The following is a 19,861-nucleotide window of genomic DNA, read 5'->3' as shown; positions in this document are numbered from 1 at the left end:
TCCTCCCCCATGCGCTTCTCATCGCTTTTTCGCAAAGGCCTGCTTGCCAGTGTTTGTGCCGCGGTCTCTCTTTCCTCGGCGTCTGCTGCGTCGTTGAAGATTGGCTATAGTGACTGGCCGGGCTGGGTTGCGTGGCAGGTTGCCATTGATAAAGGCTGGTTGAAGGAGGCGCAGGTTGATGCCGACTTCCAGTGGTTTGACTACAGTGCTTCGCTCGACGCGTTTGCCGCGCATAAGCTGGATGCCGTTATGGCAACCAATGGGGATGCGCTGGTAACCGGGGCCAATGGCCACAAGGGGGAAATGATCCTTGTGACCGATTATTCCGATGGGAATGATATGGTCGTGGCGCAGCCCGGTATTAAGGACATGCAGGGCCTCAAGGGTAAATCCGTTGCGGTGGAAGAAGGGCTGGTGGACCACCTGCTTTTGCTCAAGGGGCTGGAAAAATCGGGCATGAGCGAAAAAGACGTCAAGCTCGTGAACACAAAAACGAACGAAACACCTCAGGTTCTGGCCTCGGGGCAGGTTGCGGCCATTGCAGCATGGCAGCCTAACTCCGGTCAGGCGTTGCACGCGGTGCCCGGAGCGCGGCCGGTGTTTACTTCGCATGAAGTGCCGGGCCTGATTTACGATACCATTGCAGTCGATCCGCAGTCCCTGCACGACAATCATGACCAGTGGCAGCGTCTGGTTGGGGTGTGGGACCGTGTTGTTACCTATATTCAGGACCCCAAAACACAGCCGGATGCCCTGCGCATTATGGCGGCACGCACGGGTGTGACACCGGAGGCTTACAAGCGCTTCCTCAAGGGCACGCATCTGCTAAGCCTTGCTGATGGAAAAGGCATTTTTGTAAAAAAGGAAGGGCTTGGCTCTTTGTACGGATCAACCGAAGTTTCGGATGCTTTTAATGTTCAGCAGGGTGTTTACAAATCACCCCAGAACATTGACAGCTATATTGATCCGTCCTTTACGGCATCTGTTAAGTAACGGCAAAAGGCAGGAGCACATTATGCAGGGCTTCCTTGCCTCATGGAGGCTATACGGCCGGACAGACCGGATGTTGCGGAATATATTCGGTATTCTGGCGGTGCTCCTGCCTTTGCTCCTCTGGAGCGCGGTTAGTTATCTGCCTTTTGTCTGGCATCCTCAGGTTCTGATTACCGACCCCGGGGGGGAGGAGTATCTGGAAACGGGGATGCGGATGAACCGCGCGGATTTTGCCCGTGCGGTTACGGAAATGCAGGAGCAGCACCAGCCTGTTCCGCAGGGTATTCCAAGTAACCCCGTTTACCTGCCATCTCCGGGGGATGTGCTGAGCGCGTTTGTGCATGCTTTTACGTCTTCTGCCCCTGTTGGGGCTGAACATTCCATTACGCAGGCTTTTGCACACAGTATTCGTATTATCTTCTGGGGGTTTGTTATTTCTTCCATCATGGGGGTGCCTCTGGGCATTATGTGCGGCTCCATTCCGGCTGTTGCGCGGCTTGTTGAACCCTCGGTCGATTTTTTCCGCTACCTGCCGGCTCCGGCTTTTGGAGCGCTCGCAGTGGCCATTCTGGGTATTTATGATGCCCCCAAGATTGCCATTATTGTTATAGGGACCCTGTTCCAGCAAATACTTGTTATTGCCAATACCACGCGCAAACTCGATTTTTCTCTGGTGGAGGCATCCCGCACTTTGGGTGCAAAAGGTCTGCGGCTGCTTTTTCGGGTGGTTATTCCGGGTATTCTGCCCGACCTGTACAGGGACCAGCGTATTCTGCTTGGCTGGGCCTGGACTTACCTGATTGTGGCAGAACTGATTGGCACATCGTCGGGGATTACCTGGTTTATTACACAGCAGGCCCGCTACCAGCATTTTGACAATGTTTTTGCCGCCATGGCGCTGATCGGCATTGTCGGGCTGGGCACGGATATGGTCCTTGGCGTTGTTGGCCGCAAACTGTTTACGTGGAAAAGGGAGAATGGCTGATGGTTGACCATGTAGAGCATACGCTCCCTGATTATCGTATTCTGCCGCCAGATGTGGCCGCACGTATGGAGCAGATCAAAAAGCGCGACTATGTTCTGGAAATTGACCGTGTTACCAAGGTTTTTACACAAAAGCGTAACCGGACCGTAGCTCTGGATTCCATAGAATTTGGTGTGCACCGGCGCGAACTGGTGTGTGTGGTTGGGCCTTCAGGGTGTGGCAAATCCACCCTGATCCGTATTCTCGCCGGGCTGGAGGATGCCACTGAAGGGCGTATTCTCATGGATGGCAAGCCGGTCCGTGGTCCTGGGTCCGACCGGGGTATGGTCTTTCAGAAATACACGTTGTTCCCTTGGCTGGATGTCTGCCGCAACGTCATGTTTGGGATTGAGATGGGGGGCGTGGACCGGCTGGAAGCCCAGCGTCAGGCCATGCAGTGGCTCCAGATGATCGGGCTGGAACAGTTTGCGACCGCGTATCCGCATCAGCTTTCTGGTGGAATGCAGCAGCGTGTTGCCATTGCGCGTGCCCTTGCTGCATCCCCCCGTGTGCTGCTGATGGATGAATCCTTTAGCGCGCTGGATGCCCAGACACGCACAAAAATGCAGAACTATCTGATGGAGATCTGGCGCAAGATCGACATTACCATAGTCTTTATCACGCATGATCTGGACGAGGCCATTTATCTGGCTGACCGTATTCTGGTGCTTAAACCCCACCCCGGGCAGGTGGAGGAAGTGATTGAAGTACCGCTCTCCCGCCCCCGCCGTGCGGAACAGATGACATCGGCCGAGTTTCTGGCAACAAAGGCGCACCTGGAGGGGCTTATCCGCTCCTTTGGCACATCGGATGACATGGAGGAGGAGGAGGTAACAATTGATCTGCCGCTTCTCACCCTTGTAACAGACCAGGTCGAGTAGGGAATACAAGCATGAGTAGCAAGGAACAGATCAGCCGCGTCAGTATTTCCCTGTCGCCAAGCCTTCTGCATGAGCTTGATGCCATGGTGGCGGAAAAAGGTTATGCCAGCCGCTCCCAGGCGATCCAGAACATTCTGCATCAGGAGCTTATGGCGTGCCGGCAGGAAAACGGCGATGAGCTGATGGCCGGCGTGATTATTCTTTTTTACAATAATGCCGCCACAAACCTGCAACAGAAACTTGCAGAGCTGCAATATGAAAACCTTGCAGAGGTTATCAGTTCACTGCACGTCAACCTCATTCGCAGGCAGACACTGGAAGTGCTGCTTGTTCAGGGTAAGGTTAAAAAACTGCAGGATATAGCAGACCAGTTTATCACGCAGCCCGGTGTTATTTCCGGGCGCCTGCACCTGATTGCCTCCCTGATTCCCCCCGTTCATGAAAAAGGGCGGGAACTTACACTTGATATGGAAGCGTCCTGAACGCGCATTGCCATTCTTGCCTGAATACAGGAGATTTTCATGCAAATAGACCAGCAAACCCCAGATTGGTACCGGGCCCGCTACAACCAGCTCCGGGATCAGGCGCTCCAGTCCGAAAATACGGTACGCCCTGCTGCAACCCCGATTGAAATGACCGAAGCCAGTGTTCTGCACCGCGAAACCATACCCGGCGGGTGGTACTGGAGCACATTTGTGCCGCGTGGGCAGGCACTGCGCCTGATCAACACATCCGGCAACAATGGTGTGTCGGTCATGTTGTGGAATGCGGATGACCTGAGCGAACGCTACAATGCGGGCGATACCATGAAGCTGCAATGGACCACCTGCCTGACCACAGGGCGTGTTCTGTTCTCTGATATGGGCCGCGTGCTGGCATCCGTTATTGGCGATAGCTGCGGGTTTAGCGATACGCTGGTTGGCGGGAGCACACCGCAGAGCAACCAGCGCAACTTTGGGTCTGCCGGTTTGCGCAATACCCGCAACAACCTGCGCCTGACTGCGGGAAAATACGGCATGGCGCAGCATGATGTTGCCTCCTGCATTACGTTTTTCTCCCATATCAGTACGCAGGCCGATGGTAGCTTCAAATGGGTGGAGGGCGATGTGCACCCCGGCGCGCATGTGGACCTGCGGGCAGAAATGAACCTGCTTGTTGCCGTCTCGAACTGTCCGCACCCTCTGGCGCCGGATGCCAGTTTTGCACCGGCTCCTGTTGAGGCCGTGCGCTGGCAGGCTCCGGCCCCGGCGGCGGATGATCTGTGCCGGACGTTCAGCGAAGAAGCACGGCGCGGGTTTGATAACACAGATATTCTCTTTGCCTGATCAGGGAGCCAGATTTATGTCAGAACATGATCTCAGCAAGATTTTTTCCAATATTGTTCTTGATCAGCATGTGGCCGCGCGTACTCCGTGGTCGGGTCTGGTGCGCAAAGGGCAGGTTATCCGGATTATTGACCTGAAAAGCCAGCAGGCTGTGGATGCCCTTTTTTACAATGCCCATGCCTACCATGAGCGCTACAGTGCGCAGGATACGCTGCTCAATCAGGGTTCGGCCTATATTGGCAAGGGGACTGGGCTGTATTCCAACGAAGGCAATGTGCTCATGACCGTGGTGGATGATACCTGCGGACGCCACGACACGTTGGCCGGGGCCTGTAGCTGTGAATCCAATACGGTGCGTTTTGGGCATGAGACCAAGTACATGCATTCGTGCCGAGAAAATTTCCTGCTCGAAGTTGAAAAATACGGCATGAGCAAGCGCGACATTGTCAATAACGTCAATTTTTTCATGAATGTGCCAGTCCTGCAAAATGGTGAACTGGTGATTGATGATGGCCTGTCCGACCCCGGCGGGTATGTGGACCTGCGCGCGGAAATGGACACGCTTGTGGTTATTTCCAACTGTCCGCAGGTTAACAACCCCTGCAACGGTTTTGTGCCGACCCCCATCCGCGTCGTTATCGGCGACCCTGTTTCCATCTGACCGTTCGGACTGCCTGCCATGTTCACAAAGGTTCTTATTGCCAACCGCGGAGAAATCGTACGCCGTGTCGGCCGGACACTCAAACGGATGGGAATTGCCTCCGTTGCTGTGTGTTCCGAGGCAGACCGGTTTACGCCACCGGTGCTGGAGGCCGATGAATCCATTCTGATCGGGCCTGCCGCAGTAAGCGACAGCTACCTGAACATGGATGCCATTTTGCAGGCATGCGCCACCACAGGTGCGCAGGCAGTCCACCCCGGTTACGGCTTTTTGAGCGAACGGGCCGAATTTGCGGAAAAACTGGCAGCCCAGGGCATACGCTTTATGGGGCCACGGCCCGAGCATATGCGGGCTTTTGGCCTTAAACACACCGCGCGTGATCTGGCTAAACAGAACAATGTGCCGCTCCTGCCGGGCACGGATATTCTGAACAGTGTGGAAGAGGCACTGGAGGCCGCCGCTGGCATTGGGTACCCGGTCATGCTCAAAAGCACGGCGGGTGGTGGCGGCATTGGCATGCAGATCTGCCATAACGAGGCCGAACTGCGCGACTGCTTTGCTGCTGTGTCGCGCATGGGGGGGAACAATTTTGGCGATGCGCGGGTGTTTTTGGAAAAATTCATTGCCTGCGCGCGGCATGTGGAAGTGCAGATTTTTGGGGATGGCCGCGGGAACATTCTCACACTAGGTGAGCGCGATTGCTCCCTCCAGCGCCGCAACCAGAAAGTGATAGAGGAAACCCCAGCCCCGGGCCTGTCCGAAGCAACGCGCGTGGGCCTGCGGAACGCAGCACGGGCCTTGTGTGCGGCGGTTGCGTATGAGTCCGCTGGCACGGTGGAGTTTATTTACGATACGGAAAGTGGCGAGTTCTATTTCCTTGAAGTCAACACAAGGCTTCAGGTTGAACACTGCGTTACGGAAGAAATTTTCGGGATTGATCTGGTCGAGTGGATGATCAGGCAGGCCGATGGCACTCTGGTTCTGCCAGCGCAGGAAAGTCTGGTGCCCAAAGGGGCTGCTGTAGAAGCGCGGATTTATGCCGAGAACGCAGCAGAGAACTTTCGCCCCTCCACCGGGCGGCTGACCGAGGTCAGCTTTGCACCGGGTGTGCGCGTGGATGGCTGGATAGAAACCGGGACCGAGGTCACCCCGTACTATGACCCGATGCTGGCCAAAATTATTGCCCGAGGTGCCACGCGGGAAGAGGCTTTTGCCAACCTGCATGCAGCACTGACCACAACCCGGATCAGCGGTCTGGAAAGTAATCTGGATTATCTGCGCGCAGTTACGGCGGATAATGCCGTGCGCGCGGGGAGTGTTTTTACTGGGCTGCTCAACAGTTTTGCCTATATACCCGCTACGGTGGAAGTGATTGCACCGGGCCTTCAGTCCACAGTGCAGGACTGGCCGGGCCGCGTGGGGTACTGGGATGTGGGGGTCCCCCCCAGTGGCCCTATGGACGACCGGAACTTCCGTCTGGCCAACCAGATTGTGGGGAATGCGCAGGGTGTGCCAGCACTGGAGTTTACGGCTACTGGCCCGGTGCTGCGGTTTAACACGGACGCTGTTATCGGCCTGTCTGGCGCATTCATGCCCGCTACGCTGGATGGCGTGGAGGTGCCTTACTGGGAGCCGGTTACGGTGCAGGCGGGGCAGGTTCTGGCTCTGGGGCAGATCAAGGGGGCAGGGCATCGCACATATCTTGCCGTGCGTGGGGGGATTGATGCCCCATTGTACCTTGGGTCCAGTGCCACGTTCATGCTGGGCCAGTTTGGCGGGCATGCAACCGGGCAGCTCCGCACGGGGGATGTGCTGCGCTTGGCCAAACCTGCGACCAACGCGGCGGCCCCAGTGGCCATTGCCCCACAGGACCGGCCTGAGCTGACCCGTACATGGACCCTCGGGGTCATGTACGGCCCCCATGGTGCGCCTGATTTCTTCCTGGATGAAGATATCGAAACCCTGTTTTCCAGTGAATACGAAGTACACTTCAACAGCGCACGCACCGGTGTACGCCTGATCGGCCCCAAACCACGCTGGGCCAGAACAGATGGGGGGGAAGCCGGGCTGCATCCTTCCAACATTCACGATAACGCATATGCCATTGGGGCCATCGACTTTACCGGGGATATGCCCATCCTGCTTGGGCCGGATGGGCCAAGTCTGGGCGGTTTTGTGTGCCCCGCGGTGCTGACCAGTGATGAACTGTGGAAAATGGGGCAACTGCATCCGGGGGACAAGGTGCGTTTCCAGCGCATACAGCCCAAGCCGGTCAGTGTATCCTTCCTGCCTGAACCTATTGCGGGGGATAGCCCCATCCTGTTCCGCTCGGAAGGGGAAATCCCGGTTGTGTACCGCCGTGCGGGGGATTGTTACCTTCTGCTCGAATTTGGCCCGCCGGAACTGGATATTGCCCTGCGCCTGCGTGTGCAGCTTGTGCTGGAGCGGCTCAGGGCCGCAGCAGTAGAAGGGATTGTGGACCTTACTCCGGGTATTCGTTCGCTTCAGGTCCATTACAATCCGCAGGTGCTCCCCCTGCCGGTATTGCTGGAACGGCTGCATGGTATTGAACAGGCCCTGCCCTCGGGCGAGGATGATATTGTTGTGCCCAGCCGCATCGTGTACCTCCCCGTTTCGTGGGATGACGAGCAGGCCCGGCTGGCCATGCAGCGGTATCAGGAACTGGTGCGCCCCAATGCGCCGTGGTGCCCGTCCAATATCGAGTTTATCCGCCGGATTAATGGTCTTGCTTCCATAGACGCGGTCAAGGAGATCATTTTCAACGCGTCCTACCTCGTTATGGGGTTGGGGGACGTGTATCTGGGGGCACCCGTGGCCACCCCCATTGACCCGCGGCACAGGCTGGTCACAACCAAATATAACCCTGCACGCACATGGACCCCGGATAATGTTGTGGGTATTGGCGGCAGTTACATGTGCATTTACGGTATGGAAGGGCCGGGGGGCTACCAGCTTTTTGGCCGCACGACCCAGGTCTGGAATACATGGCGCACAACAGATGTATTCCATGAAAATACACCGTGGCTCCTGCGGTTTTTTGACCAGATACGCTTCTACCCCGTCTCGCATGATGAGTTGATGGAGGCGCGGGCTGCTTTCCCCTACGGTCGTTTTTCCGTCAGGATTGAGGAAACACAGTTCAGCCTGTCGGAATACCGGGCTTTTCTGGAAGCCAACAAGTCCGAAATCGCTCAGGCCTGCGCCCGCCAGCAGGCCGCCTTTGAGGCGGAACGTCAGGACTGGATTGCAAAAGGCCTTGATACGTTTGAGGAGGAAGCAAACACCACGCAGGCCGATGAATCCATTCTGCCCGAAGGGTATATGGGCGTGGACAGCCCTGTGCCGGGCAGTGTGTGGCAGCTCAGGGTTGCTGTGGGGGATCACGTAAAGGCAGGTGATGCCGTTGCGATTATTGAATCCATGAAAACGGAAATGAAGATCATCTCCCCTGCAACCGGTGTGGTGAAGGACATTCTGTGCCGCAAAGGCCGCGAGGTGCGTGGAGGTGAGCGGATTATGGTGGTCTGCACGGACTAACCCCCACCCACACACGCCAGAGCCTGTAGGCAAGGACAAACATTATGACATTTCCTGATATGTTGCAGATTGACTACCTCCTGACTGCCTGCCGGAACGGGGCGCTTACCCCGACAGATATTGTCAGGGAGGTTCTCGCGCGTGTGCATGCCTATGCTTCCGTGGATGCGGCGGTGTGGATCAACCTTGTGCCTGCCGAGCGCCTGCAGGCCAGAGCAGCAGAGCTGGAAAAACAACCGGTCGCGGACCTGCCGCTTTATGGCGTGCCCTTTGCGGTTAAAGACAATATTGATGTGGCTGGCCTGCCAACAACCGCAGCCTGCCCGGCCTTTGCTTATGACGCCACGGAAAGTGCCGAAGTGGTCCGCCGGCTGGAAGCCGCAGGGGCTATTGTTATTGGCAAGACCAATCTGGACCAGTTTGCAACAGGGCTGGTTGGCATGCGCTCCCCCTATGGGCAGCCTCATTGCGTGTTCAGTGCGAAGCATGTGTCCGGTGGTTCAAGTTCCGGATCTGCCGTGGCGGTTGCTGCGGGGCTGGTGTCATTCGCATTGGGGACCGACACGGCGGGCTCAGGGCGTGTGCCTGCGGCGTTTAACAACATTGTAGGGCTTAAACCCTCCCGTGGGGTGCTCAGCACGACAGGTCTTGTGCCTGCGTGTGAGTCTCTGGACTGTATTTCCGTCTTTGCTGCTTCAGCAGCAGATGCGTGGCGGGTTGAGCAGCTTGCCATGGCGCCGGATGCCCATGCGCCGTACTCACGCGCCATGGTGCCACGCAGGTTGGCGGCGGATACGTTCCGCTTTGGTGTTCTACGGCAGAAAGATCGTTTTTTTGATGGCTGCACTGCCAATGCAGCACTCTATGACCGTGCCATCCGCCAGCTTGTGGAACTGGGGGGGACTGCGGTCGAACTGGATTTTGCACCGTTAAAAGAAACAGCCGAGCTGCTCTATAGTGGTCCGTTTGTTGTGGAGCGCCTGACTGCCATTGCGGACTTCTATCACGCACATCGTGCAGATATGGACCCAACGGTTGGCGCCATCATGGACGGCGCGACCCGCTATTCCGCAACCGATGTGTTTAAAGGGATTTACCGCCAGCACCTGCTTAAACAGGTGGTGGACCGGATGTGGGCGGATTTTGATGTCATGCTGCTCCCCACCGCTCCGCGGCTTGTCAGCCGGGAGGAGGTTATTGCGCAACCAGTTGCTGCCAACAGCATGCTTGGAACCTACACCAATTTTGTTAATCTGCTGGATATGGCCGCCTGTGCCGTACCTGCCGGGTTTGGGCCGGATGGCCTGCCATTTGGGGTAACCTTTATTGGCCCGGCTTTTAGCGACCATGACCTTGCAGCCCTTGCCGGGCGCTTCCATGCGGCGGCGCATAATACCAGCGGGGTGTTCCGCAATGCGGTTCTGCCACTGGTGGACAATGCTCCTGTGCCAGCACCGGGTAATGTGCTGCTGGCTGTTGTTGGTGCACATCTCAAAGGTTTTCCGCTCCATTGGCAACTGGAGAAGGAACACGCAATTCTGCGTGCCACAACCCGTACGGCACCTGACTACCGCCTTTTTGCACTGCCGGATGCCTCTCCCCCCAAGCCCGGCCTGGTGCGGGAAAAAGGTTTTGTTGGTCCTGGTCTGGAAGTTGAGGTTTACGAGCTGGATGCGGCAGGTTTTGGCCGCTTTGTTGCCGGCCTGCCGCAACCTATGGCTATTGGTAAAATATCGCTGGCAGATGGGAGCGAGGTCTGTGGTTTTTTGTGCAGCGAGGCTGTTGCACGGAGCGGTAAGGAGATTACCGCCAGTGGCGGGTGGCGTTACGCAAAACTCTAACCTCTATTTTTTAGGAAACTGTTTTAAAAATTAAAGGATTTTGCGGCATGCATGGTTTTGCATGCTGCAAATGCCGTTGCTTGCAAAGCCGGTCCCTATGAGTTGATTGGGCAGCAAGGCAAGGGCATGGTGTTGTGTGTGCCTGAACGTGCCTGAAACCATTGGCTGGAAAATTCGTTTTATAATCAGTCAAGTCAACGCAGGGGTATCACATGCCGCTTCTTCATTTCCATGTCATCAAAGGGCGGAAGCCTGAAGCCATTCGTGCATTGCTGGATACGGCGCATGAGGCCATGCTGGAAGCATTCAAGGTGCCCGCGCGCGACCGCTATCAGATTGTCACCGAGCATGAGCGGGATCATATGGTCATTGAAGATACCGGGCTGGGTATCCCCCGGACTGATCAGGTCGTGCTGTTGCAGATTACCTCGCGCCCACGCTCCAAGGAGCAGATAACAGCTTTTTACAAGCTGCTGGCCGAACGGCTGCATGAACGCTGTGGTCTGGCTCCATCGGACCTTGTGGTGTCCATTGTGCAGAATGCAGATGAGCACTGGAGCTTTGGACTGGGTCGCGCCCAGTTTGTAACGGGCGAACTGTAAGCCCAAGCCCTGCTGGCGCGTACTCACCTATGGGGGCACGCCAGTTTACACCGTCATTGCGAGGAGTGCCCCGGCCCGCGTAGGTCCTAGGGGTTGTCCCACCCGGAGCGGAATGTCGGGCTGATGGCAAATTGCGGTTCAATCCTGTCCATGTGCCGGTGTGCGTCAAAACAGCCAAGTGCAAATTCCACTGTGCCGTCACATTGCCGGGCATGCTGGCCCGCTACAGCGTTTAGCCAGTAAATGGCTCCCTTGCGGCGCTCCCCATGCTGGCCGCCCAGCCAGCGGTTCCACTGCCTGCGCGCAGTCTGCCCTGCCTTGTAGGAGGCGGCATTGCGGTCCATTTGGGGGGAGGGGGCTGATTGCGCCATAATAATATTGTCAGGCGGAGGTGGGGAGCCCGCCAGAATACGCAGGCCGAGTGTAACGGTAATGACCGCAACCAGACTGACCAGACAACTGCGGATTATACGTGTTTCCCGCTGTTGTGGGGTGGGGGGCACGCTAATGGCGGCCAGCGCCCTGTTGGCTTTTTTCTCACAGCGTGCGCAACAGTAAGGGGCATGGGCAGTGTTGAGCATCTCCCGCTCGCACCATGCACAATGTATGTTCATCCATGTCCCCGGCAATGCGTGCCGCTTGTATAATGGAAGCTGCTTCCGCGCGCCTGATATAGATCAGGGGCTAACTGGTTGGCTAGCCCCTTTGCTTACTCATTTACCGTGTTTGGCGGTGTGTGGGCGTTTGCCCCCGCATTTAATCGCGCAGGCGGTCCAGAACTTTCTGGCGTAGGGTCTGCTGGCGTTCGAGTTCCTCCTCACGCAGCCTGCGCTTGCGTGCACGCTCCTGTGCCATGTTCATGCCCAGATGGGTTTCTCCCCTCTCGGCCGCCAGCCGGGTCTGGCGTTCACGCTCGGCATGGCGGGCGCGGTTGTGAGCACTTTGCGTGCCATGGCAATGCGGGCAGCTCACGCCTGCCTCATACTGAGCAGAGGCTTTGTCCTGAGGAGAGAGGGGGGCGCGGCAGGCGTGGCATAGTTCCAGATTGCCGGGTTTCAGGCCGTGCCCTACGGTCACGCGCTGGTCGAACACAAAGCATTCGCCACGCCACAGGCTTTCTTCCTGCGGAATGGTTTCCAGATATTTGAGAATACCACCTTCAAGGTGATAAACGTCCTCCAGCCCTTCCGCCTTGGCAAAAGCGGTGGATTTTTCGCAGCGAATACCCCCTGTGCAGAACATGGCAACGCGGGGTTTGCGGCCCTGTGCCTCCAGCTGCTCGCGCTTCTGGCGGAACCATTCGGGGAATTCCCGGAACGTCTTTATTTTGGGGTCCACCGCACCTTCGAATGTACCAACGGCCACTTCGTAATCATTGCGGGTGTCGATCAGAATGGTGTCCGGGTGCTGGAGCAGGGCGTTCCAGTCCTTGGGGGCAACATAGGTACCAACAATGTGGTTGGGGTCGGTCCCTTCTATTCCCATGGTGACAATTTCTTTTTTCAGGCGGACCTTCATGCGCAGGAAGGGCATGGATGGCGCGCGGGAGAACTTGACCACAATATCCGCACAGCCGGGCAACTGGCGAATATGGGCCAGAACGGCCTCTATGCCTGCATCGCTGCCCGCTATGGTGCCGTTAATGCCTTCCCCCGCCAGTAGCAGAATACCTTTTACGCCGTTTGTCTCGCACGCCTGCAACAGTGGGCCGCGCAGGCCCGCCGGGTCTTTAAACCCTGTAAAGCGATAAAGAGCCGCCACACAGATGGGCAGATCAGCGGGGGTGTTGGTAACAGGCGGGACAGAACTGGCGGTCACGGTATGTTCCTTGCAGGCATGTAAGGCGGTCCGGCCCTGCCAGTACATTCTGCTGGTGGAATGCAGCAGATCGCCTGACAGGCAGGCTCCTGCTTTAGCTGCCCACTTCCCTACCCGACAAGTGTTTTTAACCGGGCCTGTTTTGCCTACCAACAAGGGGCGGGCAGATGCCCAAATCTATCTTTTTTGTAGTACTGAACCAATAAAGAGGAATATGCCGTTATCAGGCATGATTCAATATATAACGGATGCGGAATGATGTTGACAGCGTCCAAACCCTGTCCTTATTCTGGAAATGTAACGAGTAGTTTATTCCATTCATCTCTAACCGTTTTTCATAACGGGAATAGATGTTTTTGTTAAGGAAAGGCAGCAGCATCGCGCGGTTTGCACTCTCTGTTCTGTTCCATTCCGGGGGAGCGGAAGGTGCGGATTCTGGCTTTTGTTCACCTCTGGCATGCCTGGATACGCATGGCCCATGAAGGATGTGTGCTTATGAAAAAGACTTCTATAAGTTCGGCTTTTTTGTTTTGTGGCACTCGCCTCTGTTCGCGCAGGGGGGTCCTCTCATCGCCGGTGGTCCAGCAGGCCGGGGGTATGGCCGCGCAGGGTGCCGCCCCGGTACACCGCACCGGGGAGTGGGTAAAGGCGCATACCCTGCTCTTTGCTGGTTCATAAGTAAATAAAGAGAGGCAGATCATGCTTGTGGCTGGTTATGATAAAGAAGAACTGACATGACAAATGAGCTTGAACAGCAAAAGAAGAAAGCTCAGCGGTATGATCTGGAGGTCGGTACTGCTGTTGTAGCTGGCGCTTTTATTGTTGTTCTTTTCCTGCACATTCTTGGCATATGGGGGCTGATCTCTGGAATGGGGAAGGGCGATAGCGCTCCACCACCACCCAAGCCGCCCATTCAGACGCGCGTTCTGCCGCCGCCACCCCCTCCGCCGCCGCCTCCGCCGCCTCCACCACCCCCGCCGGTGATGACGGTGCCTCCGCCGCCGTTCATTCCGCCGCCAAAGATCGAGGTGCCGCCGCCCCCCAAGCCACCCATGAGGCACGTGGCCCGCACACCGCCCAAGCAGCCTGTGGCTCCGCCAACCCAGACCGCAAAGGCCCCGCCCGCGGATACACCGCCCAATGATTCGCCCGATACAACGGCCGGAACATCGCCGCTGAACAATGTGCGCCCCGTCTATCCGCCAGAAATGGAGGAAGACAACATTGAAGGCCGCGTAACCGTTGTGTGCGATGTGGAAACAACAGGCATGACCAGCAACTGCCGTGTGCAGGCGGTAACCGGTGGTCAGGCATTTGCGCAGGCCGCGCTGGATTATGTGCACAAGGCCCGCTACCGGCCCGCAAGCCGCAATGGTGTGCCCGTGCGGGAAGTGAACAAGACATATGTCATCCGCTTCCGGCTGGATGACTGACACAGACTAACGGTTCGGCCTTGTGCCGGACCTCTGGATAACACAGCAACACGGACCCGCCCGGTCCGCTCCGGCAGGGGAACAGGACCGGGCCTTTGGATGAGGATCTTGAGTAAAATGAGCAGACTGCCCCGTTCTTTTGTGTCAGGTCTTGCCGCTCCGGCTCTTGCGCTGCTGATGAGCACGGTAGCCCCCATTGCCGCCTTTGCGCAGGATGCCGCCGCCCCCGCACCGGCAGCCCCGGCGGCTACCGCTCCTGCGGCACCGGCAGCCACAGCTCCTGCCCCCGGCCCGGCCACACCCGCTGCCCCGGATGCCGCAACAACCCCCACACCCACCGATGGCACAACAGCCCCGACCCCGGCCGCCGCTGCCGCAGCAGAAGCTCCCGCGTCGGACGCCAAGGATGACGCCAACCCCTACGGCCTGTCCGCCCTGTGGTCGAACGGCGATATTATCGCCCGTGGCGTGCTGCTGATCATGCTCGTCATGTCGCTTGGCACATGGTTCATCATGATCACCAAGTTCATCGAACAGGGGCGTCTGTTTGCTGCTGGCAAGGATGCCACCAAAAACTTCTGGACCAAGCACAGCATTCAGGAAGGGGCTTCCGCACTCTCCACCTCCTCTCCGTTCCGCTATATTGCCGATACCGGCATTACGGCAGCCGAACACCATGAAGGCACGATGCAGGAAGCCATTGACCTGCATAGCTGGACCTCCATGTCCATCCAGCGTGCGGTCAACAACATCCAGAACAGCCTGCAGAAGGGTCTGGCCTTTCTGGGCACCGTGGGGTCCACATCCCCGTTCATCGGGCTGTTCGGCACGGTCTGGGGTATTTACCACGCGCTGACCGCCATTGGCATTGCCGGTCAGGCATCCATCGACAAGGTTGCCGGTCCTGTGGGTGAATCCCTGATCATGACCGCCATTGGTCTGGCAACGGCTGTGCCTGCGGTGCTGGGTTACAACCTGCTGGTGCGCCGCAACAAGGGTGCCATGGACCAGGTGCGCGACTTTGCCGATGACCTGCAGTCCATCCTGATCGGTGGCGTGCGCCACGGTGCAGCCGCGGAGAGCGTGCGGGTCAACGCCGATAACTCCCCGACCACGGTCACAACCTCCAACCGGGTGGGCTGAACCATGGGAATGCAGGTTGGCAACGGAGGAGGGGACGACGAAGTCGTCTCCGCCATCAACACGACCCCTCTGGTGGATGTGATGCTGGTTCTGCTGATCATCTTCCTGATCACCATTCCGGTGGCCACCCATACGGTCAAGGTCAACCTGCCGCGCGACATGAACCAGCCCACCCAGACCAAGATGAGCAACGTGGTGCTGGCGGTTACGGCGGATGGCAAGGCCTTCTGGGATGAAACCCCGCTGAAGGACCAGGCTGACCTGCTGGAGCATCTGGAAAAGGTGGCGGTGGTCAAACCGCAGCCGCAGATCCAGATCCGTGGGGACATGAAGGCGCGGTATGAGACGGTCGGCAGGATGGTGGCGGCATGCCAGCAGGCTGGCATCTATCATATCGACTTCATTACCGAGAAGCCGAAGACCAACTGACAACGGCGGGCTGCGGCCCCCCGTCCCCCGCGCGGCACGCGTGGGGGCAGGAGTGAAGAGAGTAACTGATCATGGGCATGAATGTCGGGTCGGATAGCACAACGGAAGACGAAGGCATTGTCGACATCAACACCACGCCATTGATTGACGTGATGCTGGTTCTGCTGATCATGCTGATCATCACCATCCCGTTGCAGACCCAATCTGTTGCGATTGATCTGCCGCAGGGCAACCCGCCGCCTTCGACGGAGGAGGTTCCGGTTGTGACCCTTGTGGTGGATTTTGATAATACGATTACCTGGAACGGGCAGCCGGTTAACAGCGAGGACGAACTGCAGGCCCACCTGCGCGAGATTGCCTCCGCCCAGCCCAAGCCCGAGTTCCACATCCAGCCCAACCGGCTGGCTGATTACAAGACTGTCGTCCATGTCATGGCCGACGCCCAGAGGCTCGGGGTCACCCAGATGGGCATTGTCGGGCAGGAACAGTTCGTCGATCAGTAAGGGAGCATAAACCTCCAGATAAAAACGGGCATGCCATAAGGCAGGCCCGTTTTTTTATGTCTGGTGCAGGTGATCGTTCACCAGAAATCATAAAAATAACATCCGGACAAAAATGTTTGTCGCGTATGATGCAGCCAAGGGAACTCAGGCATCTGTTGGGCGTATGGCACGAACAGGGCTGCATTGCGTAACAAGGAGCAAAACATTATGTGCCGGATGGGGGGAGTGCTGGTGGCGGCTACGTTGCTGTTGGGGCATGCAGGGTACGCACAGGCCCACCAGCGCACTGTTCATTTTCGCACACAGGGGGAAGAGGCCACTGTTGCCGGCACGGTCGAGGGGGAAGAGGTCGTGCAGTACAAGGTGCCTGCAAAAGTCGGGCAGTTCCTGCTGGTTGGGGGGCATGCGAAAAGCGCGCGTGTCAGCTTTTGGGTGCGCGACCCCGGCGGGGCGGAAGTTTATAACAGCAAGGTCCAGAATGCCGCGTATATTGGCAGGCCCGAGCAGGATGGAACGTATGTTGTAGGAGTGTTCCTGCGCAAGGCCGATGCTGCGCGCGGGCAGGCTGCGTTTTTTCGGCTGCGATTTTCACGTAGGCTTCTGCCAGAAGGGTAAAAGCCGGGCGGGGTGATGTGCGCGGGGACGCAGGCACATATCTGTCTGGTGCAGGGCAACCGTGCTGCCCGTTGTGATATGGCGGACAAGGTGGTTGGAGTATGTTACAGCGCACGCGGCAATGCCCGCTGCTTATGCGCGCAGCGTAACTGAAGAAGAGACTCCATGAGAAAGCCCGAAACAATAGCCAAGTCCCTTATCACGCGGTTTAATGTGGCCGTGGCCGTTAAAATGACCATGCTGTTTGGCAGTATCTGGTGCGTTTATGCCTTTTTTGTCTTTTCTCTGGTTCCGGTTATTGTGCCGCAATGGCAGAACACGCTGCTTTATATAAGCAACTGCATACAGTTGGTGGCATTGCCCGCCCTTATGGTGGGGAGTGCGGTGCTCAGCCAGGGGGCAGACCAGCGGGCATCGGAAGACCATGCGGCCTTGCTGGAAATCTTGTCTGATGTGCGTGAAGAACTTGCAGACCTGAAGGATAAAACCGCCGGGATCGCGCGGGATACAACCGAAGCCCTGCAACGCCCTGCGGTTACCGATGTCTCCATTTCCGACCAGACCATTGTGCTGGGGGATAAATCGGACGGGGATGAAAACTAAAACCATTTCGTGCGCTATACACCTGCATGCGTGGCTATGAGCATGATGGGGAGGTGTGCGCTGGATAAAGGTTACAAAGGGGGCCAGACCTTGCGGGTGGTATGGGCCTGCTATGGGGTATCTGCCGTGTTTGTGGGGGCTGCGGGGTCTTCTGCCATGGCGGCGGAAACCGTGCAGACTGAAGCAGTGCAGGCAGGCAAGGCGCAGGTTGTTACGGTGCATGCCAGTCTTGCGCACCTGCCCGCGGGCGGGGGGCTGATCCGCCCCCAGTCCGAGCCTCAGGCCCAGAGCGTGGTGAATGCCGAATATATTGCCCGTCAGGCTCCCTCTGCCACGGCGTTTGACCTTGTGGCCCAGTTGCCGGGGGCTACGGTAAGTGGGTCAGACCCGTTCGGCTTTTCCCCCCAGAGCAATATTTCTGTCAGGGGGATGAACGGGGATGCCATAGGCTATGTGCTTGAAGGCATGCCCCTGAATGACATTGCCTATTACACAGGCTACCCGAGCCAGTTTGCCGATAACGAGAATTACGAAACCATAAGCCTGCAACAAGGTGCGCCAGACCTGACGAGCCCGGTGCTGAATGCGGCTGGCGGGTTGATGACGCTGCGGTTTAAAACCCCGGCGGACAAAGCGGGAGGGGTGTTTGATACGTCTTATGGTTCGTACAATACCAACCGCCAGTTCCTGCGCCTTGAAAGTGGTGAAATAGGCCATACCGGCCTGCGGGGTTTTGTCTCCTACTCCCACGGGGCAACAGATAACTGGCGTGGCCCGGGGCGGGATGAGCGCCAGCATGTGGACTTCAAGCTGCTTAAAACATGGGGGCGGCAGAGTAGTGTTGCCCTGCTTGGGTCCTGGAACCAGGCGATAGACAGCTATTACCCACAGGTTACAAAAGACGCTTGGCTGACCGAGGGCATACATGGGGGCAATAATCTTGCCGCTCATTATAATGCGGACAATGCAGTAGGGGGGACGGATTACTGGCGTCTGGCCCGCCAGCCCGAGCGTACTCTTTACATGGCCGCCCCCGTTAACCTTGGTCTGGGCAATGGGCTGGAACTAAAGGTAACACCCTATGCACAGGGGGCCTACGGTAATGCGCCGGGGGGCATGCAACTGCCGAGCACAGGCCTGTTTAATGGCACGGACGCCGTGCAGCTTGCTCCAGCTCTGGCAAATAGCCCCGATGGGTCCATACCCGTGCGGGCGGATTATACGCAGCGGAGTTACCGCTCCGGCTTTACCACAACACTGGACTGGAAACGTGGCCCCAATGACCTGACCATAGGCTACTGGTACGATTACGGGGACGATGCGCAAAAGCAGACCTTTGCCATACTGGATGCCTCGGGGGCGGCCGGGTCCATATGGGGGGGCAGCCCCTTGCGCACGGCCGGGGGGCAGGCGTTGTGGGGGGCTAACAACCATACTATTGCCCAGACCAACGCCCTTTTTATAGGCGACCGGCTAAGCCTGCTCCATGACCGGCTGTTGCTGAGTGCGGGTTTTAAGGAAGTCATGTTCTCCCGCACCGGCACAAATGCCATGCCGGGTAGCCGCTATAATATTGGCACAAACACGGCCGTACCCTTGCCCCGCCTTGGTGCCAGATTCCAGATAACGCCGCATCATCAGGTCTTTTTTAACGCCACCACCAACTTTCGTACCCCGGCGGAAACAGCGCTGTATGATGTCTATGACCCTACAAGTGGTGCGCTGGAGCAAAAAGGTACTGGCAATCTGAAGAATGAATACTCCATTGCAGAGGAACTGGGTTACCGTTACGCGGGTGATCTGCTTGTGGGGAGCTTGACCCTGTTCAATTACAACTTCACCAACAGGCAGGTTTCCACTCTTGTCATGCTTAATGGTGCGCCAGTGCAATCCACCATTAACGCGGGCGGGCAAACCACACGGGGCGTGGATGTGGAGGTGGGGCTAAGGCCGTGGCACCATATAAGCCCTTATTTTTCAGGTGAGTATCTGCATTCCACAATTGATAATGACCTGTCTTCGGGCTCGGAGGTTCTGCCAACACGGGGCAAACGTTCGGTGCGCTCCCCCACCTTGCAGGCCGCAGCTGGGCTGACATACGACGACGGGCATTTTTTTGGAGTGATGACGGTCAAATATACCGGGCACCAGTACGCAACCTTTATGAATGACGAGCGCATGCCCTCCCACGTTACGGGCAATCTGGCGCTTGGTTACCGTATGAAGGATGTATCCGTGCTGCATGCGCCGCAGCTGCGCATGAACTTCATCAACATCACCAACCAGCATTATCTGTCTGGTATTGCCGACCCAACCCTTGCTGCGCACGATACGGTTGGGCGGCGGGGGAGTGTGGTTTCTGGCCAGTCGCCTGACTATTACATTGGGGGAGGTTTTGCCGCCCTGTTTACCGCATCCACCGGTTTTTAAGG

Annotated in this window: 18 protein-coding genes; 16 read left to right on the top strand and 2 right to left on the bottom strand. The window is 57.4% G+C overall.

The annotated features are described in order from the left end of the window. Positions 1 to 9: 9 nt before the first annotated feature. The 9 genes from ACSYTG_RS09950 to ACSYTG_RS09910 all read left to right on the top strand — a co-directional run bounded on the left by ACSYTG_RS09950 (position 10) and on the right by ACSYTG_RS09910 (position 10,885). On the top strand, positions 10 to 993 hold the full coding sequence (locus tag ACSYTG_RS09950) for an ABC transporter substrate-binding protein (protein WP_489783842.1): 984 nt from the start codon (positions 10 to 12) through the stop codon (positions 991 to 993). 22 nt (positions 994 to 1,015) lie between these two features. Continuing rightward, positions 1,016 to 1,978 carry an ABC transporter permease gene (locus ACSYTG_RS09945; protein WP_086647344.1) on the top strand — a complete coding sequence of 321 codons (963 nt, stop codon included), beginning with the start codon at positions 1,016 to 1,018 and terminating at the stop codon, positions 1,976 to 1,978. Continuing rightward, positions 1,978 to 2,898, top strand: coding sequence for an ABC transporter ATP-binding protein (locus ACSYTG_RS09940; protein ID WP_489783841.1), 921 nt, complete (start codon positions 1,978 to 1,980; stop codon positions 2,896 to 2,898). The genes ACSYTG_RS09945 and ACSYTG_RS09940 overlap by 1 nt, the downstream gene beginning before the upstream one ends. An 11-nt stretch (positions 2,899 to 2,909) precedes the next feature. Further along, positions 2,910 to 3,380, top strand: coding sequence for a nickel-responsive transcriptional regulator NikR (nikR, locus tag ACSYTG_RS09935; protein ID WP_086647346.1), 471 nt, complete (start codon positions 2,910 to 2,912; stop codon positions 3,378 to 3,380). Positions 3,381 to 3,419: 39 nt separating this feature from the next. Beyond that, entirely contained in the window at positions 3,420 to 4,223 is an 804-nt protein-coding gene (locus ACSYTG_RS09930; protein ID WP_278741671.1) for an urea amidolyase associated protein UAAP1, read from the top strand. A gap of 16 nt (positions 4,224 to 4,239) precedes the next feature. After that, the gene (locus ACSYTG_RS09925) at positions 4,240 to 4,884 is read left to right on the top strand and encodes an urea amidolyase associated protein UAAP2 (protein WP_086647348.1); all 645 of its coding nucleotides are present in this window, start codon (positions 4,240 to 4,242) and stop codon (positions 4,882 to 4,884) included. A gap of 18 nt (positions 4,885 to 4,902) precedes the next feature. Further along, positions 4,903 to 8,442 (top strand): 5-oxoprolinase/urea amidolyase family protein, encoded by a 3,540-nt coding sequence (locus ACSYTG_RS09920; RefSeq protein WP_489783840.1) that lies wholly within the window; start codon positions 4,903 to 4,905, stop codon positions 8,440 to 8,442. A gap of 44 nt (positions 8,443 to 8,486) precedes the next feature. Then, on the top strand, positions 8,487 to 10,283 hold the full coding sequence (gene atzF, locus ACSYTG_RS09915; RefSeq protein WP_489783839.1) for an allophanate hydrolase: 1,797 nt from the start codon (positions 8,487 to 8,489) through the stop codon (positions 10,281 to 10,283). 212 nt (positions 10,284 to 10,495) lie between these two features. Beyond that, entirely contained in the window at positions 10,496 to 10,885 is a 390-nt protein-coding gene (locus ACSYTG_RS09910; protein WP_095350258.1) for a tautomerase family protein, read from the top strand. Positions 10,886 to 10,971: 86 nt separating this feature from the next. Here ACSYTG_RS09910 and ACSYTG_RS09905 read toward each other — a convergent pair whose 3' ends face one another. Beyond that, on the bottom strand, positions 10,972 to 11,499 hold the full coding sequence (locus ACSYTG_RS09905; RefSeq protein ID WP_165926217.1) for a hypothetical protein: 528 nt from the start codon (positions 11,497 to 11,499) through the stop codon (positions 10,972 to 10,974). Positions 11,500 to 11,641: 142 nt separating this feature from the next. Further along, on the bottom strand, positions 11,642 to 12,703 hold the full coding sequence (gene trhO / locus ACSYTG_RS09900) for an oxygen-dependent tRNA uridine(34) hydroxylase TrhO (protein ID WP_233129212.1): 1,062 nt from the start codon (positions 12,701 to 12,703) through the stop codon (positions 11,642 to 11,644). A gap of 734 nt (positions 12,704 to 13,437) precedes the next feature. Between trhO and ACSYTG_RS09895 the strand changes: the two genes are divergently transcribed. The 7 genes from ACSYTG_RS09895 (at position 13,438) to ACSYTG_RS09865 (ending at position 19,859) form a co-directional block, all read left to right on the top strand. Next, on the top strand, positions 13,438 to 14,136 hold the full coding sequence (locus ACSYTG_RS09895) for an energy transducer TonB (protein ID WP_489783838.1): 699 nt from the start codon (positions 13,438 to 13,440) through the stop codon (positions 14,134 to 14,136). 117 nt (positions 14,137 to 14,253) lie between these two features. Further along, a complete protein-coding gene (locus ACSYTG_RS09890) occupies positions 14,254 to 15,279 on the top strand; it encodes a MotA/TolQ/ExbB proton channel family protein (protein ID WP_489783837.1) in 1,026 nt (341 codons plus the stop codon). Positions 15,280 to 15,282: 3 nt separating this feature from the next. Continuing rightward, positions 15,283 to 15,708 (top strand): ExbD/TolR family protein, encoded by a 426-nt coding sequence (locus ACSYTG_RS09885; protein ID WP_086646980.1) that lies wholly within the window; start codon positions 15,283 to 15,285, stop codon positions 15,706 to 15,708. Positions 15,709 to 15,779: 71 nt separating this feature from the next. Beyond that, positions 15,780 to 16,211: an ExbD/TolR family protein gene (locus tag ACSYTG_RS09880; protein WP_086646979.1), complete on the top strand. Its 432-nt coding sequence runs from the start codon at positions 15,780 to 15,782 to the stop codon at positions 16,209 to 16,211. Between the two features lie 207 nt (positions 16,212 to 16,418). Then, positions 16,419 to 16,826: a hypothetical protein gene (locus ACSYTG_RS09875; protein ID WP_489783836.1), complete on the top strand. Its 408-nt coding sequence runs from the start codon at positions 16,419 to 16,421 to the stop codon at positions 16,824 to 16,826. 165 nt (positions 16,827 to 16,991) lie between these two features. Further along, positions 16,992 to 17,429 carry a hypothetical protein gene (locus ACSYTG_RS09870; protein ID WP_086647300.1) on the top strand — a complete coding sequence of 146 codons (438 nt, stop codon included), beginning with the start codon at positions 16,992 to 16,994 and terminating at the stop codon, positions 17,427 to 17,429. Positions 17,430 to 17,585: 156 nt separating this feature from the next. Next, on the top strand, positions 17,586 to 19,859 hold the full coding sequence (locus ACSYTG_RS09865) for a TonB-dependent receptor (RefSeq protein WP_489783853.1): 2,274 nt from the start codon (positions 17,586 to 17,588) through the stop codon (positions 19,857 to 19,859). Positions 19,860 to 19,861: the final 2 nt, after the last annotated feature.

The organism is Acetobacter sp. ESL1128, assembly GCF_058505085.1.
The sequence above is the reverse complement of the archived record's forward strand: the minus strand, read 5'-3'. Positions and strand labels throughout refer to the sequence as shown.